Origin of the sequence: Paracoccus homiensis, assembly GCF_900111675.1 — a bacterium.
GTDB classification, from domain to species: domain Bacteria; phylum Pseudomonadota; class Alphaproteobacteria; order Rhodobacterales; family Rhodobacteraceae; genus Paracoccus; species Paracoccus homiensis.
Genome location: NZ_FOHO01000005.1, coordinates 141,344 through 156,874 on the forward strand (window position 1 = coordinate 141,344; position 15,531 = coordinate 156,874).

Below are 15,531 nucleotides of genomic sequence, written 5' to 3' on the forward strand. Positions count from 1 at the left end.
TTTTAAGCAAAGCTAAACTTCGGTGGCGGATTGTTACCGAGGTTTTTTGTGCAGGATATTGTTCCGAACCATCAGGATTCCCGACAGGCCGAATATCTGGCCCATCGGATCCGACAACTGGACCCCGACCTTCTGCGCGGCATTGATGATGGCGCGATGATCAGTCTGGCCTCTCAGATGCAGCTTCGCACGATGACCTCCGCGCGCGAGGTTCTGACCCAGGGTGAGCCCACCCGCGTCGCCTTTCTGGTTCTGGAAGGACGTGTCGAGGTCAGCTTCATCAATATCGACGGCAACAAGGTTCTGGCGCATGTCGCGCAACCCGGCGAAGTCATCGGCGAGGTCGAGATCCTGTCGGGCCTGTCATGCGCCGCGACCTGCCTTGCGTTGCAGAACAGCACCCTTGCGATCTTCAGTGCACAGGTGCTGCATCGCTGTATCGAACCCGAAAAGCTGCTGGGCAATTTCGCGCGGATCTTTCATGCGCGTCTGGTGCGCGACAACCGCCAGCATACAGTGGCGATGTACTATCCCGCCGAGGAACGGGTGCGCTCGCATCTTCTGACCCTGACCACGCCCGAACATCCCGAAGCGATCATCAGCCAGTCCAAGCTGGCGGCTTTCGCCGGCTGTTCTCGGCAGACCGTCAACAAGACGCTGGCCCAGTTGCGGGCAGAGAAAACGATTGAACTGGGCCGCGGCGTCATCCGCGTTCTGGATCGCAACAGACTGCAACAAACGCAGCTGACACCGGACAAGGACGGGGATTAGCTGCACCGGCAGGCGTGGCTTTGCGGCAACAGGTCGCGGCAAAACCACGATCGACCGCATCCTTTCGTTGCCAGATGATCACGCCGCCGTCATCCCTATCGTGCCCGATGACCACATCCAAGAAGGAGGGGCGCGCATGAGCAATCGTATTCTCGCGACTTTCCGATTCGTGGTCCCGGCCCAAGGCACCCGGCGAAACGCCTGATGCCATTGGCCCTTCGGGCCATCTTCGACCTGACATGACTGCGATCTGACCTGCCCCATGCAGGCTGTCCACGCATGTTCGGTCGCCTTCCACAAAAGCCAAGTCCCGTGCCGATCCCGTCACGGGTCCATCCACAGGAGAGCGACATGATCGCCAGACTTCCCGCGCGCGCGCTGACGCCGCGTCCCAGCATCGAACGCCTGATTGCACATTATGGTGCGACGGCGGTGTTATGGGCGACCCTTCGGGCGCTGATGATGCCCCGGAAAAAGCGGCCAAGGCCGCCCGACCCCTATGCGCTAAGCCCGCATATGCGGCGGGATATCGGGCTGCCCCCGGCAGAGCCCCATGTCCCGAAATATTACGAACTGCGCTAGGCGTGGTCGGGGGTGCGGGCAATCGCACCCCCATCTTGCTTAACGACGAAAGCCGGCTTCGGCCATCAGCCGGTCCGAGTGATCCTCGATCTGACTGGCAAGTGTTGTCATGAAATCGTCGTTCGGGGTCTGGGCGTCGATGGGCGGCAGAAACTCGATCACCGCACGGCCGGGGCGCACCCCCCACCCCTTGCGCGGCCAGAACAGGCCGGTATTGACCGCCACCGGCACCACCGGAAGCTGCGTCGCCTCGCGAAAGGTGCCCACGCCATGCTTGTAGCTGCGCCGTTCGCCGGGGCGGGTGCGGGTGCCTTCGGGATAGATGATCAACTGGCCAAGCCCCTCGCCGGCCATCCGCTCGCCGATGCGGGCGACGATTGCGCGCATCGCGTCGCGGCCCTTGCTGCGATCAATGGGAATGCAGCCGACCTTATAGGCATACCACCCCATCACCGGGACGCGCATCACCTCGCGTTTCATGATGAAATTGCGGCGCGGAACCGCATGGGCAATGGCCAGAATATCCAGAAAGCACTGATGCTTGGCCGCGACGATGCAATCTTCGGTCGGCGGTGTGCCCCGCACCTCGCAGGTGACACCCAGATGCAGGCGGGCCGCCCACAGCATATAGCCGATCCAGCCGGTCGCGACCCGGTTAGCCCCCTCGCGTCCGCCGCGGATGACGCGGGGAATGCCGATCAGGCCGATCACGACCGTCGCCAGCGCGACATGCACGTAATACAGCGCGTTCTGCACATATTGATACGGACCCAGCGGCCCCGGCGTGGTGTCAGAACTGCTCATCGGACCGACCCCAGCATACGCAGCGCCGCCCATTTCGTCGCCAGAAAGCCCACCGCTGCCGCGATCACCGGGATCAGCAACGGCATCAGCCAGCCCCATCCCTGAAAGCCCAGGCCGGTCAGAAAGCCACCCGCAGCCTGCATGTCGGGCAACAGGGCCACGCACAGCATCCCGGCCAGCGTCCCCGCCCCGGCACCCAGCGCCGCGCGATGGGTGAACCGGCGCACGAAAGCGGTCGCGATGGTGATGTCCCGCGCCCCGATCAGCCGCAGCACGCGGATCACCTGCCCGTTGGCCGCCAGCGCGGCCTTGGCCGCCAGCGTGATCATCGATGCCGAAGCCGCGGCGATCAGGATCAGCGAAATGATCCCGAATGCCCGCAGCCGGTTCGCCGCCGTCACCAGCGGACGCCGCCATTGCGTGTGGTCGTCCAGCACCGCGCCCGATGCCTCGGCCTCAAGGCGCAGACGCAGGCCCTCGGGGTCGAAGTCCTTGCTGATGATCGGCACCTCGATCAGGTCGGGGACCGGCAATGCGTCGACCGGCATGTCGGGGCCGAACCACGGGGCCAGAAGCTGGGCCACCTGATCGTTCGGCAGCTTCTGCGGCGTACCCGCGCCCGGCGTCGCCTGAACGATCTGCAACACCGCCTGTGTATAGGCATCCTGATCGCCGTCCGGGGCGCTGACACGAACGGTCACCGACTGCGCCAGTTCCGAGGACCAGCGATCGGCAAGACGCCCCGTCGCCAGCGCAAGCGCCAGTGCAAAGACCGCCAGGAAGGCCATCGCGGCAGCGGAAAACAGCGTCAGATGCGCGGTGAACCCGGTCGGTGGAACGATCCGGTCGCCGGTGCCGCCATCGCCGCGGATCAATCCCTGCCACAGCGTCCGTAGATTCAAGGCGCGAAAATCGTGACGTTTCACAGATCGGCTCCTGCCAGGTGCAAGGTTCCGCCCGCGATCCGCAGCACCCGGGCCGAAACCTGCGCCTTGGTCGCGCGGATCAGGTTCAGGTCATGGGTCGCCACCAGAACGGTCTTGCCCGATTTATTCAACTCGATCAGCAGCTGCATCAGCCGCATCGACATTTCCCAGTCCAGATTGCCCGTCGGCTCGTCCGCCAGCACCACGTCGGGCGACAGGATGACCGCGCGGGCCAGTGCGGCGCGCTGACGCTCGCCCCCGGACAGCGAGGGGGGGTAGGATCGCGCCTGCGCCGCCAGTTGCACCCAGCCCAGCAGATCGCGCATCGCGTCGATATCAACGCCCTGCCCGGCCACCGACAGCGGCAGCGCCACGTTTTCGGCCACCGGCAGATGATCAAGGAACTGCGTGTCCTGATGGACCACGCCGACACGCCGGCGCAGCATCGCGATCTCGTCGCGACCCAGTTCGGTCACATCCTGGTCAAAGACCTTCAACTGGCCGGAACTGGGCAGAAGATCGGCGTAGCACAGTCGCAGAAGGGTGGTTTTCCCCGACCCGGACGGCCCGGTCAGAAAGTGGAACATGCCGGGCTGAAGGCTCAGCGTCATTCCCGTCAACAGTTCGGAGCCGACATGGTAGCCAAAGCTCACATCCTGCATCTCGATCACGCGCGCTCTCCCATAGCTTGTGGCGCCGGCAGCGCTTGGAAGCCGGACCTGCGCTTGATAGAACAGCGCAACGACGAATGCGAGAGGGCGGCATGGGCGAAATCAGACTGACTTGTCCGGAATGCGGGATGGAATACAGCCTTGCCCCGGATGCCATCCCGGCAGGCGGCCGAGAGGTGGAATGCACGGCCTGCGGGCATGTCTGGCAGGCCACGCCGCAACAGGCCGAACCGTCGATGACCCTGCCCCGCCCCGCCGAGCAGGACGATTCGGGTGTGGTTCGTCACGAAAACGTCAACGCCCCATCGCCCGGACCGGTCAATCTCAGCCGCAAGCTGCCCGACAATGTCCTCAGCATCCTGCGTGACGAAGTCGAATACGAACGCAAGGCGCGGGCATCCGATGACATCCAGCCCGTCTCGCCGCAATCGGACCCGGATTGGCCGGCGACCACGATCACGGCCCCTGTCACACGGTCGGTCGCCCAGCCTGCGATCACCGAACCGGGCCCGCGCCTGACCGCACCCGCACCAAAGACCGCAGCCGCTCCGGCCAAACCTGCGCCGCAGCCGACCACGCCGGCCTACCGTGCGCCGTCCGCGGCATCGCATGTGACGCCGCCCAGTTCGCCCGCCACGACGGCTGCCGCCGCCGCCATCGTCAAACATGATCGGGTCCAAAAGCCGCAAACCCCGCTGCATAACTCGCCGCTGGTCAAATCCACCCGCCGCACAGGCTATTGGCCGGGCTTCGGCCTTGCTGCGATGATCGCGACGGCGGCGCTGGCGTTGTATCTGCTGGCACCGCGCATGGCCGACAGCGGCGCGATCGGCGATGGCCTGAACGCCTATCGCGCACAGGTCGATCTGGCCCGCACATGGCTGGCCGACAGCACCGCCCGGTTTCTTGGGTCACGCTGATCGCGCCTAGAACCGATCCAGCAGCCGATCCAGATAGTCACGTTCATCACTGGGGCGGTCGCGCTGGCCGCTGCGGCGACGGATCTCGTCCAGCAGGTCGCGTGCCCGCGCGGCAGGGTCGACCCCTTCGGCCAGCGGATCGCCCGAGGTGATGACATTGCCGTTTCCGGCCTGCTGCCGTCCCAACGGGTCCAGGATCGGCCGACGGTCAAAGGGCTGGCCATCGGCGCCCGTCTGCCCGGCCTGCTGTCCCTGCCCCGGCTGATCGCCGGGCTGCTGTCCGGGCTGATCCCCGCCCTGTTCCTGTCCCTGCCGCTGTTGCCCCAGCATGTCACCCAGGGCGCGCATCCCTTCGCGCATGGACTGGATCGCATCGGCCTGTCGCTGCATCGCACCACCCGGATCGCCGTCGCGCAGGGCCTGTTCGGCATCTTCCATCGCGCGACCGGCCTCGTCCAGCTGCCGACCCGCCTGATCGCCCAGATCCGACCCCTGCCCCGGCAACAATCCGCGCTGCTGCCCCAGATCCTCGCGCAGCTGCCGCTGGCGTTGCGCCAGATCGTCGGCGTTCCCGCCATCCTGGCCCTGACCGAACTGTTGTTGCAGGTCGCGGAAGGCCTCATCTGACAATTGCTGCTGCTGGCGCAGGGTGTCGGCCAGTCCGTTCATCGCCGAATTCCCCTGACTGCCCTCACCCTGTCCGCCCTGACCCTCGGTCACCTGAAGGTTTTCCATCATGCGGTTGAACTGTTCCAGCAATTGCTGCGCCTCGGCCATGCGCCCCTCGTTCATCAGGCGCTGAATTTCGTCCATCATCTGCTGGATCTGATCGCCGGTGATGCGCTGCCCCTCGGGGCGCTCGGCAAAGCGATCGGCCGGGTCGCGCTGATTCTGTTCGGCCAGCATGCGGGTATAGGCGTCGGTCGCCTCTTTCAGTTCATCCATAAGGCGCTGGATCTCATCCTCGCTGGCACCGTTGCGAATGGCCTCGGACAGTTTTTCCTGCGCCTGTTTCATCCGCGCCAACGCATCCGCCAGACCGCCATCCTCCAACAGGACCGCTGCCTCCCAAAGGGCTTCGGCAAAGCGGTCGCGCGTGTCGGCAGTCAACGGCCCATCTTCAAGGATCGCAACGCCACCCTGCAACTCGCGATAAAGATCATCCTCGACGAACCCCTCGGGCTGCCAGGTCACCGCACGCAGAATTTCGGCGCTGCGCCCGGCATTCTGGCGCGACCACAACAGATCGCGCCGCAGCTCGATCAGGGCGGCGGCCAACGGGTCGAAAAACCGGCGCCCCGGCAGGATCATGCTTGCCGGCTGGGACAGACCGACCTGATCGATCCCGTCACTGGCTTCCAGCGTCAGCGTGATCGGCATATTGGCCCAGGGATGGCGCGACAGATCCTCGACCAGTTGCCCAACGACCTGATCGCGCCCGCCGCCGCGCGGCAAGGGCAGTGTCAGGTCCAGCCCGTCGCGCGGCTCGGGGTCGATGGCCAGACCAAATCTGCGGTCGACCGCGGGCAGATCCAGCGCGATCCGCGCCTTGGCGGCGGCGATGCCATGATCGTCCTCGGCCTCGAAGGACTGAACCATCCGACCATCCGCGCGACGCGTCGCCGGGGCACCGGCCCGGATCATCGGCGGCGTATCGGGCAGGATCGTGATGTCGAAACGCCGCCCGGCAATGTCGATCACCCCCGAAGTCTCGCCCCGAAAGCTGGGCGCCGACGCATCATCACCCACAAGCGGCCCGATATCCTGCGTGACCTCGGCCCCGTCGCCATAAAGAAGAAAGCTAAGTTCGCTGCCCTTGGGCAGTTCCAGCACCTCACCCTCGGGCAGGGCATTCAGATAGATGGTCGGTCGGCGCGTATAGGCCGGGGGCGTGGCCCACCCTTCCCAGCTTGGACCACCTGACAACCGCTCGGGCAGGACGGCGGGACGTGTGATCGTTGCCGCAACGGCAGACAGCCCCTGCCCGATCTGGCCCGCACCGCCAAAGATCAGCGCCATGACCAACGCGACCAACCCCGCCAGCCGCAACGCAAAGGGATCGCGGGTTGTCAGCCCCGCATCCGGCCTGACAGCCCGCGCGGCACTTGCACGATCGGCCATCTGGCGCAGATGCGCCTGCCACAGGGCACCTTCCCCCCCGATCGCGGCCTGATCGCGCAAGGCGGTCAGCGGCCGCCCCGGAAGACTGTCATCCAGACGGGCCAGAACCTCGCCCTCGCGCACCCGACGAAACCGCATTCCGCCGCGAATGGCGGCAACCAGCAGCGCCAGCAGCAAAGCACCCAGAACCCAGGGCAGAACAGCCACCGGCATCGCGGCGATGACACCCAGCGCCAATCCCGCATACAGTGCCATCAGCAACGCAGCTAACGGCCAGAAGGCCCGCGCCCCGCGTTCCCACACCATGCCCCAGCGGGTCAGCCGCAGCGCATTGGCCACCGGCCCCATCTTCTGTGCGGAAATATCCTCGGGGGTCCGGGGGCAGACAGCCCCCGGCTGTGACGTCACCTGCCTGCGTCGTCTCAAAGCCATTCCGGGATCGTATCCCGAGACAGCATTTCCTCAAATGTCGGCCGCGCGCGGATGACGGCGAAGTGATCGCCGCTGACCAGAACCTCGGGCACCAGCGGGCGCGAATTGTATTCCGACGCCATCACCGCCCCGTAGGCCCCGGCCGAACGGAACGCGATCAGATCATCGGCAGCCACCGACGGCAGCTGGGTGCCCTTCTGGAACGTGTCCCCCGATTCGCAGACAGGCCCCACCACGTCGAAAGGCCGCAATTCTGCGCCAAGCGCCGCTTCGCGCACCGGAACGATGTCGTGATGCGCCCCATACATGGCCGGGCGCAGCAGATCGTTCATGGCCGCATCCACGATCAGGAAATCGCGCCCCTCGCCCTCTTTCACATAGATGACCGACGACAACAGCACGCCCGCATTGCCGACGATGTTGCGTCCGGGCTCGATCTCGATCTCGCAGCCCAGATCGCCGACCGCATCGCGGATCACCTGACCATATTCGATGGGCAGGGGCGGTGCATTGTTGTCGCGGCGATAGGGGATGCCCAGCCCGCCGCCCAGATCCAGCCGGGTGATGTCATGCCCATCGGCCCTCAGGGCACGGGTCAGATCCGCGACCTTGGCATAGGCCGCGCGGTAAGGGTCCAGATCGGTCAGCTGGCTGCCGATATGGACGTCGATGCCAACGACCTTCAGGCCGGGCAGCGCCGCGGCCTCGGCGTAGACCTGGCGCGATTTGGCAATCGGGATGCCGAACTTGTTTTCCGATTTCCCGGTCGCGATCTTTTCATGCGTCTTGGCATCGACATCCGGGTTCACCCGGATCGCCACGGGAACCTCGGCCCCCATGCTGACGGCCAGCGCGGACAGCGCCCGCATCTCGGGTTCGCTTTCGATGTTGAACTGACGGATGCCGCCCTCGATCGCCTGACGCATCTCGGAGACGGTCTTGCCGACACCCGAAAAGACGATGCGCTCACCCGGCACACCGGCCGCCTTGGCGCGGGCATATTCCCCGCCCGACACCACATCCATTCCCGCGCCCTGGTCGGCCATCAGCTTCAGCACGGCCAGATTCGAATTCGCCTTGACCGCAAAGCAGACCAGGTGATCGGTCCAGTCCAGCGCCTGACGGAACAGCCCGAAATGACGGGTCAGCGTCGCCGCGGAATAGACATAGACGGGCGTGCCGACCTCGGCCGCGATCCGCGACAGGGGGACATCCTCGGCGTGAAGCTGACCGTCCTTGTAGTTGAAGTGATCCAATTCAAAGCTCCGTCGAGACGCCGATACGGGCGTCGCCCGAAAGGGTGATGCCGCCTTGCGACTGCGCTGCGGGTTCCGGCGCCGGACGGCGCGGCGCCCCATCGACGCCGCAACCGGTCAGAACCACGATCAGCACGACGATGGCGGCTGCGATCAGGACGATATTTCTCATGCCAGCACCTCTTTCCAGCGGGCGATCTGTGCGCGCACCTGATCGGGCGCGGTGCCGCCATAGCTTTGCCGCGACGCGACCGAATTATGCACACCCAGCACGTTGAACACATCCTCCGTGATGGCGGCATTGACCGACTGCATGTCCGCCAACGTCAGATCGGGCAGATCGCAGCCCCTGTCCTCGGCCATGGCGACCAGCGTGCCGGTGACGTGATGGGCGTCGCGGAAGGGCAGACCGGCCTCGCGGACCAGCCAGTCGGCCAGATCGGTCGCGGTCGAGAACCCGGCCGAAGCCGCCGCCTGAAGGTTTTCGCGGTTCGCGGTCAGATCCGACAGCATCCCGCCCATCGCCGCCAGCGCCAGCATCAGGTTGTCGGCGGCGTCAAAGACCTGTTCCTTGTCTTCCTGCATGTCCTTGGAATAGGCCAAGGGCAGACCCTTCATCACCGTGAACAGCGCCACCGTCGCGCCCAGAATCCGGCCGATCTTGGCACGGATCAGCTCGGCCGCGTCGGGGTTGCGCTTCTGCGGCATGATCGACGATCCGGTCGACCACTTGTCCGACATCGAGACGAAACGGAACTGCGCCGAGGACCAGATCACCAGTTCTTCCGCCAGACGCGACAGATGCACCGCGCAGATGCTGGCCGCAGACAGGAATTCCAGCGCAAAGTCACGGTCGCTGACGGCATCCAGGCTGTTGGCCATCGGGCGGTCGAAATCCAGCGCCCTGGCCGTGGCGTGACGGTCGATCGGATAGCCGGTCCCGGCCAGCGCCGCCGCGCCAAGGGGCGATTCGTTCATCCGCCGGCGTGCATCCTGAAAGCGCGACAGATCGCGGCCGAACATCTCGACATAGGCCATCATGTGGTGGCCCCAGGTGACCGGCTGCGCGGTCTGCAGATGGGTAAAGCCCGGCATGACCCAGTCGGCACCGCTTTCGGCCTGACCTAGCGCGGCACGGATCAGCGCCTGCAGGCCCGCAATCGCGGCGTCGCATTGATCGCGTACCCACAGCCGGAAATCGGTCGCGACCTGATCGTTGCGCGACCGGCCCGTATGCAGGCGGCCCGCCGGTTCGCCGATGATGTCCTTCAGCCGCGCCTCGACATTCATGTGGATGTCTTCCAGCGCGGTCTTGAAGGGGAAATCGCCTGCCTCGATCTCTGACAAGACCGTGAGAAGGCCTTTCCCGATGGCGTCGGCATCGCTATCGCTGATGATGCCCTGCGCCGCCAGCATCGCGGCATGGGCCCGGCTACCCCGGATATCCTGGGCGTAGAGCCGCCGGTCGAAGCCGATCGAGGCGTTGATCGCCTCCATGATGGCATCGGGTCCTGCGGCAAAGCGCCCGCCCCACATGCTGTTGGCTGCGTCCTGGGTCTGGGGCCGGTCGTTCATACGGAAAGTCCTTCGGAGGTCACATGCTGCGTTCCGCCCTGCTTTATACGGCGCTTCTTATCGGTGCAAACACCGCCTTCGCGGGCGAGGTGGACTGGGACGCCGCAAAATCGGCAGGTTTGGCCAAACTTGTGCCCTCGACCGACGCGCCCGCCCTGCCCGACACCGTCTTTACCGATCCCGAAGGCAATGAATTCACCCTGGCCGATTACGAAGGTCAGGTGGTTCTGCTGAACTTCTGGGCGACATGGTGCGCGCCCTGCCGCGAAGAAATGCCCGCGCTGGACGAATTGCAGGCCGAACTGGGCGGCGACGATTTTCAGGTCGTGACCATCGCCACTGGCCGGAACGCCCCTGAAAAGATCGCGGAATTCTTTGATGAAACCGGCGTTACCAACCTGCCGACGCTGCTGGACCCGAAACAGCAATTGTCGCGTCAGATGGGTGTGGTCGGCCTGCCGGTCACCGTGCTGATCGACCGCGACGGCACCGAGGTCGCCCGCCTGCTGGGCGACGCCGACTGGGCCAGCGACGCCGCCAAGGACGTTATCCGCCAGATGACAGCCGACTGACCTCGGCATGGCGCGGGCAGGTCGTGATGTGATCATTGACCATGCCCGTCGCCTGCATGAAGGCGTAGGTGATCACCGGCCCACAGAATGTGAAGCCCCGTTTTTTCAATGCCTTGGACATGGCTGCGGATTCGGCGGTGTCGGTCGGGACCTGCCCCATCCCGGCAAAGTCGTTCTGGATCGGCTGGCCACCGACAAAGGACCACAGCCAGGGCGCAAAGCCTTCGTTCCCTTCGATTTCCAGAAACAGCCGCGCGCCTTTGACAGTGCCGGCGATCTTGCCGCGATGCCGGATGATTCCCGGATTGGTCAGCGCCTTGGCGATTCGGTCCTCGTCCCAGCGGGCGACGCGTTCAGGATCGAAACCCTCGAACTCTTCGCGAAAGGCGTCGCGCTTGCGCAGGATGGTGATCCAGCTCAGCCCCGCCTGAAACCCATCCAGGACAAGTTTTTCCCATAAGGCACGGGAATCCCACTCGGGTACGCCCCATTCGGTGTCGTGATAGGCCACATATAGCGGGTCGGTCCCGCACCACGAACATCTGCCGATCATGATCTGTTAACCCTGAGTCCAGAAAATCCTGCGCATTTACCGGAAATTAGGCGAATATGCCCAAAGTGCAACAAAAGCCACCTGACCACCACCGACGACGAGGCCCGCTGTGAGCGATGGTACCCCCCCGAAAGGCTCTCCGCTGGATTTTGCGATGACCGAGCAGACCCGCATCACGCTGCCCACCGTGCGCGCAGCCGTTGAAAAGGGAAATGGCGTTCTGGCCTATCAGCCCATCGTGCAGGCGCAGAACACGAAACGGCCCGCCTTCTATGAAGGACTGATCCGCATCATCGACGATACCGGCCGCATCGTGCCGCTGCGCGACTTCATGCCCGTCGCGGAACAGACCGAACTGGGTCGTCAGATCGACTGCATGTCATTGTCGCTTGGCCTGAAATCGCTGGCCGAGGATCCGACGCTGCGCCTGTCCATCAACATGTCCGCCCGCTCGATCGGCTATCCCGACTGGATGCGGATCCTGCGCGAAGGTCTGGCAGACGATCCCTATCTGGGCGAAAGGCTGATCCTGGAAATCACCGAATCTTCAGCGATGGGCATGCCGGATCTGGTCAACCAGTTCATGCGCGAGGTGCAGCGCTATGGTGTCAGCCTGGCCCTGGACGATTTCGGCGCCGGCTATACTTCGTTCCGCTATCTTCGCGACTTCTGCTTTGACATGATCAAGATCGACGGGCAGTTCATCCGCGAAATTTCCGAGCATCCCGACAATCAGGTGCTGACACGGGCCCTGCAATCCATCGCGCATCATTTCGACATGTTCACGGTCGCTGAATCGGTGGAAACGGCAGATGATGCCGCGTTCCTGATCGACATGGGCGTCGATTGCCTGCAGGGCTATTACTTCGGCGCGCCGACCATCGCCCCGCCATGGAAATCGCCGCCGTCGCTGGCCCATCGCTGACCGATCGTCCCATCTGATCCGTTCCAGTCCTTCGATCTGCCCGGCCTGCCGCGCTTTTCGTCATCTGCGAAAAGATTGTGACAGCGGCAGCCGCAACCTGCGATTGGCTTGACGTCGGGGCACGAAACCGCATTCTGGCTGCGACCTGCCGCCAATTCGGCAGCGATGGGAAGGAGCCCGACATGACCAAAGCCGTTATCGTATCCGCCGCCCGCACCCCGGTGGGCAGCTTTCTTGGATCATTCGCCAATGTGCCAGCGCATGATCTTGGTGCCGCGGTCCTGAAAGAGGTCGTCGCCCGCGCAGGTGTCGACCCCGCAGAAGTCAGCGAAACCATTCTGGGGCAGGTTCTGACCGCCGCGCAGGGCCAGAACCCCGCCCGTCAGGCCCATATCAATGCCGGCCTGCCGCAGGAATCGGCGGCCTGGCTGATCAATCAGGTTTGCGGTTCGGGCCTGCGGGCCGTCGCGCTGGCCGCGCAGCAGGTGATGCTGGGTGATGCGCAGATCGTTCTGGCCGGTGGTCAGGAAAGCATGTCGCTGGCCACCCACGCCGCCTATCTGCGCGCGGGTCAGAAAATGGGCGACATGAAGATGATCGACACCATGATCCGCGATGGCCTGTGGGACGCGTTCAACAACTACCACATGGGTCAGACGGCTGAAAACGTGGCGGAAAAATGGTCGATCTCGCGGGATCAGCAGGATGAATTCGCCGTCGCCTCGCAGAACAAGGCCGAAGCCGCGCAGAAGGAAGGCCGCTTCGACGACGAGATCGTCGCCTATACCGTCAAGGGTCGCAAGGGCGACACCATCGTCGACAAGGATGAATATATCCGCCACGGCGCCACGATCGAAGCGATGCAGAAACTGCGTCCGGCCTTTACCAAGGACGGCTCGGTCACGGCGGCCAACGCCTCGGGCCTGAATGACGGCGCGGCTGCCGTCATGGTGATGTCGGAAGACGAGGCAAACCGCCGCGGCCTGACGCCGCTGGCGCGCATCGCATCCTATGCCACCGCCGGTCTGGACCCCGCGATCATGGGAACCGGCCCGATCCCGGCCAGCCGCAAGGCGCTGGAAAAGGCCGGCTGGGCCGTGGGCGATCTGGATCTGGTCGAGGCGAACGAAGCCTTTGCCGCACAGGCCTGTGCCGTGAACAAGGACATGGGCTGGGATCCGTCCATCGTGAACGTCAACGGTGGCGCGATCGCCATCGGTCACCCGATCGGTGCCTCGGGCTGCCGCGTGCTGAACACGCTGCTGTTCGAAATGAAGCGTCGCGATGCCAAGAAGGGTCTGGCGACGCTGTGCATCGGCGGCGGCATGGGCGTTGCCATGTGTCTGGAACGTTAAGCCAAAAACCTGCGCGCAATTATGTTGCGCGCAGAGATTTACTTGAATAGCAATGTTTCAGCACTATCAACGACACGGAGGGGACATGTCGAAAGTTGCATTGGTCACAGGCGGATCGCGCGGAATTGGCGCCGCCATCTCGAAGGCCCTGAAGGACGCAGGCTACACCGTTGCCGCAAATTATGCGGGCAATGACGAGGCCGCAAAGGCCTTTACCGACGAAACCGGGATCAAGACCTACAAATGGTCGGTCGCCGATTACGATGCCTGCGCCGCGGGCATCAAGCAGGTGGAAGAGGAACTTGGCCCCATCGCGGTTCTGGTCAACAACGCCGGGATCACCCGCGACGCGCCTTTCCACAAGATGACGCCGCAGCAGTGGAAAGAGGTCATCGACACCAACCTGTCGGGCATCTTCAACATGACCCACCCGCTGTGGCCGGGGCTGCGCGACCGCAAATTCGGCCGCATCATCAATATCAGCTCGATCAACGGGCAAAAGGGTCAGTTCGCACAGGCCAACTATTCCGCGGCCAAGGCCGGCGATCTGGGCTTTACCAAGGCACTGGCCCAGGAAGGCGCACGCAACAACATCACCGTCAACGCGATCTGCCCCGGCTATATCGCGACCGAGATGGTGATGGCGGTGCCGGAAAAGGTGCGCGAATCGATCATCGCCCAGATCCCGGTCGGCCGACTGGGTGAGCCCGAGGAAATCGCCCGCTGCGTGGTGTTCCTGGCATCCGATGATGCAGGCTTCGTCACCGGCGCGACCATCAGCGCGAATGGCGGTCAGTATTTCGCCTGACACAAGCGACAAACCAAAGAAAAAGGCCCGCGCACTGCGCGGGCCTTGTCTTGTAAAAGGTCACCGTTCAACGATCAGTGGGACAGCCGGGAAATTTCTTCCTTGATGCGCAGTTTTTCACGTTTCATTCGCGCAATATCCAGATCGCTTGCACCCGGACTTCTCTGTTCTTTTTCAACAGCATCCGAAAGCACCCGATGTTTGCGACGAAGTTCCTCTACGTGGGAAGTAACCGACATTGCGTCCTCCTCTGTGGTTTGGTCGAACACAGGGATTGCAGCACAGAATCCCACGCCTGTCACGAAACTTTCGCAAACAGCCGCGTGAGATCGGCGCCGTCCCGCAGGACCGCGCGGGCCGCAGCGGAAAAGTCCTCGCCGTCACGTGTATGGCATGGGGCGTCATGCATGATGAACGGCGCCAAAAGACGCAGCGGCGCCCGCGCCCCCTTACGAGCGGTCACAAGCACGCGACCGGCCTCGCGCCCGGCCCGCGCGGCAATGGGCAGCACCGTGATCGCCCCTGCCCGACCCAGTAAAGCCGCGATCAACTGATCCAGCCGATCGGCGCGTTGGATCAGGGTCAGACCGCCCGCAGGTTTCAGCCGGCGCAGCGCGGCATCGATCCAGCCATGCAGCGGCAGCCTCTCTTGCCGGGCGATCGTGCGATCCGCCGCGGGCCCCTGTGTGCCGGCCATGAAATATGGGGGATTGCTGATCACATGATCAAAGCTCGCGGCGCGCAGATCCGCAGGCGGTGACGACAGGTCACCAGTCAGCACCGTCATCGACAGACCGTTTCGCGCTGCGTTCTGCCGGGCAAGGTTTGCGTAGCTGTCCTGCAATTCCAGCCCCGTCAGGACCAGCCCCGGCACGCGCGCCGCCAGGCACAGGCTGGCAACCCCGGCCCCGCAGCCAAGTTCCAGCACCGATTGCCCCGGTCGTGCCGCGCAGGCCGCCGCCAGCATCACGGCGTCCGCCCCCGACCGATAGCCGCGCGCCGGTTGCAGGACGCGCAGCCGACCGTTCAGAAACCCGTCATCGCGCAACTCAGTCATGCAATCCGGCCTCGCGCAGGATCGCGCGGGCCAGGAACTCGTCGCGATCCGCGACCATCAGCCGCCTTGGCAAGATCCCGATCGAACCTTCAAGAACGCTCATATGCTGATCCATTTCGAAGGCGGGAATGCCTTCTTCGTCCAGAATGCTGACGGCATGGGACAGACGGACCGGATCGGTGGTGCGCAAAAGCTCTTTCATG

General features: G+C 64.2%; 18 protein-coding genes. 7 read left to right on the forward strand and 11 right to left on the reverse strand.

The features are described 5' to 3' along the window. Positions 1 to 48 precede the first annotated feature (48 nt). The gene (locus BMX67_RS09125) at positions 49 to 771 is read left to right on the forward strand and encodes a Crp/Fnr family transcriptional regulator (protein WP_090734245.1); all 723 of its coding nucleotides are present in this window, start codon (positions 49 to 51) and stop codon (positions 769 to 771) included. Between the two features lie 351 nt (positions 772 to 1,122). Further along, positions 1,123 to 1,353, forward strand: coding sequence for a hypothetical protein (locus tag BMX67_RS09130; protein ID WP_090734246.1), 231 nt, complete (start codon positions 1,123 to 1,125; stop codon positions 1,351 to 1,353). Between the two features lie 39 nt (positions 1,354 to 1,392). On the opposite strand, the gene BMX67_RS09135 is transcribed toward BMX67_RS09130, so the two are convergent. Genes BMX67_RS09135 through BMX67_RS09145 form a run of 3 tightly spaced genes read right to left on the reverse strand, consistent with a single transcriptional unit; the run spans position 1,393 to position 3,754 of the window. Then, the gene (locus BMX67_RS09135; RefSeq protein WP_090734248.1) at positions 1,393 to 2,157 is read right to left on the reverse strand and encodes a lysophospholipid acyltransferase family protein; all 765 of its coding nucleotides are present in this window, start codon (positions 2,155 to 2,157) and stop codon (positions 1,393 to 1,395) included. Beyond that, positions 2,154 to 3,083, reverse strand: coding sequence for a cell division protein FtsX (locus tag BMX67_RS09140; protein ID WP_090734249.1), 930 nt, complete (start codon positions 3,081 to 3,083; stop codon positions 2,154 to 2,156). The genes BMX67_RS09135 and BMX67_RS09140 overlap by 4 nt, the downstream gene beginning before the upstream one ends. Continuing rightward, positions 3,080 to 3,754, reverse strand: coding sequence for a cell division ATP-binding protein FtsE (locus tag BMX67_RS09145; protein ID WP_090734250.1), 675 nt, complete (start codon positions 3,752 to 3,754; stop codon positions 3,080 to 3,082). Before BMX67_RS09145 ends, BMX67_RS09140 begins: the two co-directional genes overlap by 4 nt. A 92-nt stretch (positions 3,755 to 3,846) precedes the next feature. Here BMX67_RS09145 and BMX67_RS09150 point away from each other — a divergent pair, with 92 nt between their 5' ends. Next, complete coding sequence (locus BMX67_RS09150) at positions 3,847 to 4,674, forward strand: zinc-ribbon domain-containing protein (protein ID WP_281249166.1); 828 nt, start codon at positions 3,847 to 3,849, stop codon at positions 4,672 to 4,674. Between the two features lie 6 nt (positions 4,675 to 4,680). Here the strand turns inward: BMX67_RS09150 and BMX67_RS09155 are convergent, their stop codons facing one another. Genes BMX67_RS09155 through argH form a run of 4 tightly spaced genes read right to left on the reverse strand, consistent with a single transcriptional unit; the run spans position 4,681 to position 10,058 of the window. Further along, the gene (locus tag BMX67_RS09155) at positions 4,681 to 7,227 is read right to left on the reverse strand and encodes a DUF4175 domain-containing protein (RefSeq protein WP_245739357.1); all 2,547 of its coding nucleotides are present in this window, start codon (positions 7,225 to 7,227) and stop codon (positions 4,681 to 4,683) included. Then, the gene (lysA, locus tag BMX67_RS09160; protein ID WP_090734253.1) at positions 7,218 to 8,483 is read right to left on the reverse strand and encodes a diaminopimelate decarboxylase; all 1,266 of its coding nucleotides are present in this window, start codon (positions 8,481 to 8,483) and stop codon (positions 7,218 to 7,220) included. Before lysA ends, BMX67_RS09155 begins: the two co-directional genes overlap by 10 nt. 1 nt (position 8,484) lies before the next feature. Further along, positions 8,485 to 8,655, reverse strand: a complete 171-nt coding sequence (locus BMX67_RS19570; protein ID WP_175479864.1) for a hypothetical protein — start codon at positions 8,653 to 8,655, stop codon at positions 8,485 to 8,487. Beyond that, the gene (gene argH, locus BMX67_RS09165) at positions 8,652 to 10,058 is read right to left on the reverse strand and encodes an argininosuccinate lyase (protein ID WP_090734255.1); all 1,407 of its coding nucleotides are present in this window, start codon (positions 10,056 to 10,058) and stop codon (positions 8,652 to 8,654) included. Before argH ends, BMX67_RS19570 begins: the two co-directional genes overlap by 4 nt. Positions 10,059 to 10,081: 23 nt before the next feature. Here argH and BMX67_RS09170 point away from each other — a divergent pair, with 23 nt between their 5' ends. After that, positions 10,082 to 10,630 carry a TlpA disulfide reductase family protein gene (locus tag BMX67_RS09170; RefSeq protein WP_090734256.1) on the forward strand — a complete coding sequence of 183 codons (549 nt, stop codon included), beginning with the start codon at positions 10,082 to 10,084 and terminating at the stop codon, positions 10,628 to 10,630. On the opposite strand, the gene BMX67_RS09175 is transcribed toward BMX67_RS09170, so the two are convergent. Next, positions 10,605 to 11,183, reverse strand: a complete 579-nt coding sequence (locus BMX67_RS09175; RefSeq protein WP_090734258.1) for a DNA-3-methyladenine glycosylase I — start codon at positions 11,181 to 11,183, stop codon at positions 10,605 to 10,607. The genes BMX67_RS09170 and BMX67_RS09175 overlap by 26 nt on opposite strands. Positions 11,184 to 11,337: 154 nt before the next feature. On the opposite strand from BMX67_RS09175, the gene BMX67_RS09180 reads away from it, so the two are divergent. From BMX67_RS09180 to phbB, 3 genes are all read left to right on the forward strand, one after another. Next, the gene (locus BMX67_RS09180) at positions 11,338 to 12,108 is read left to right on the forward strand and encodes an EAL domain-containing protein (protein WP_090734259.1); all 771 of its coding nucleotides are present in this window, start codon (positions 11,338 to 11,340) and stop codon (positions 12,106 to 12,108) included. Positions 12,109 to 12,290: 182 nt separating this feature from the next. Further along, a complete protein-coding gene (locus BMX67_RS09185) occupies positions 12,291 to 13,463 on the forward strand; it encodes an acetyl-CoA C-acetyltransferase (RefSeq protein ID WP_090734261.1) in 1,173 nt (390 codons plus the stop codon). Positions 13,464 to 13,548: 85 nt separating this feature from the next. Further along, entirely contained in the window at positions 13,549 to 14,271 is a 723-nt protein-coding gene (gene phbB / locus BMX67_RS09190; RefSeq protein WP_090734262.1) for a beta-ketoacyl-ACP reductase, read from the forward strand. A 74-nt stretch (positions 14,272 to 14,345) separates the two neighbouring features. Here phbB and BMX67_RS09195 read toward each other — a convergent pair whose 3' ends face one another. The 3 genes from BMX67_RS09195 to BMX67_RS09205 are packed head-to-tail and all read right to left on the reverse strand — an operon-like array spanning position 14,346 to position 15,530. Further along, positions 14,346 to 14,510, reverse strand: coding sequence for a YdcH family protein (locus BMX67_RS09195; RefSeq protein ID WP_090734264.1), 165 nt, complete (start codon positions 14,508 to 14,510; stop codon positions 14,346 to 14,348). Positions 14,511 to 14,569: 59 nt separating this feature from the next. Beyond that, positions 14,570 to 15,328, reverse strand: a complete 759-nt coding sequence (locus BMX67_RS09200; RefSeq protein WP_090734265.1) for a tRNA1(Val) (adenine(37)-N6)-methyltransferase — start codon at positions 15,326 to 15,328, stop codon at positions 14,570 to 14,572. Further along, positions 15,321 to 15,530, reverse strand: coding sequence for a putative signal transducing protein (locus tag BMX67_RS09205; protein WP_090734267.1), 210 nt, complete (start codon positions 15,528 to 15,530; stop codon positions 15,321 to 15,323). Before BMX67_RS09205 ends, BMX67_RS09200 begins: the two co-directional genes overlap by 8 nt. Position 15,531: the final 1 nt, after the last annotated feature.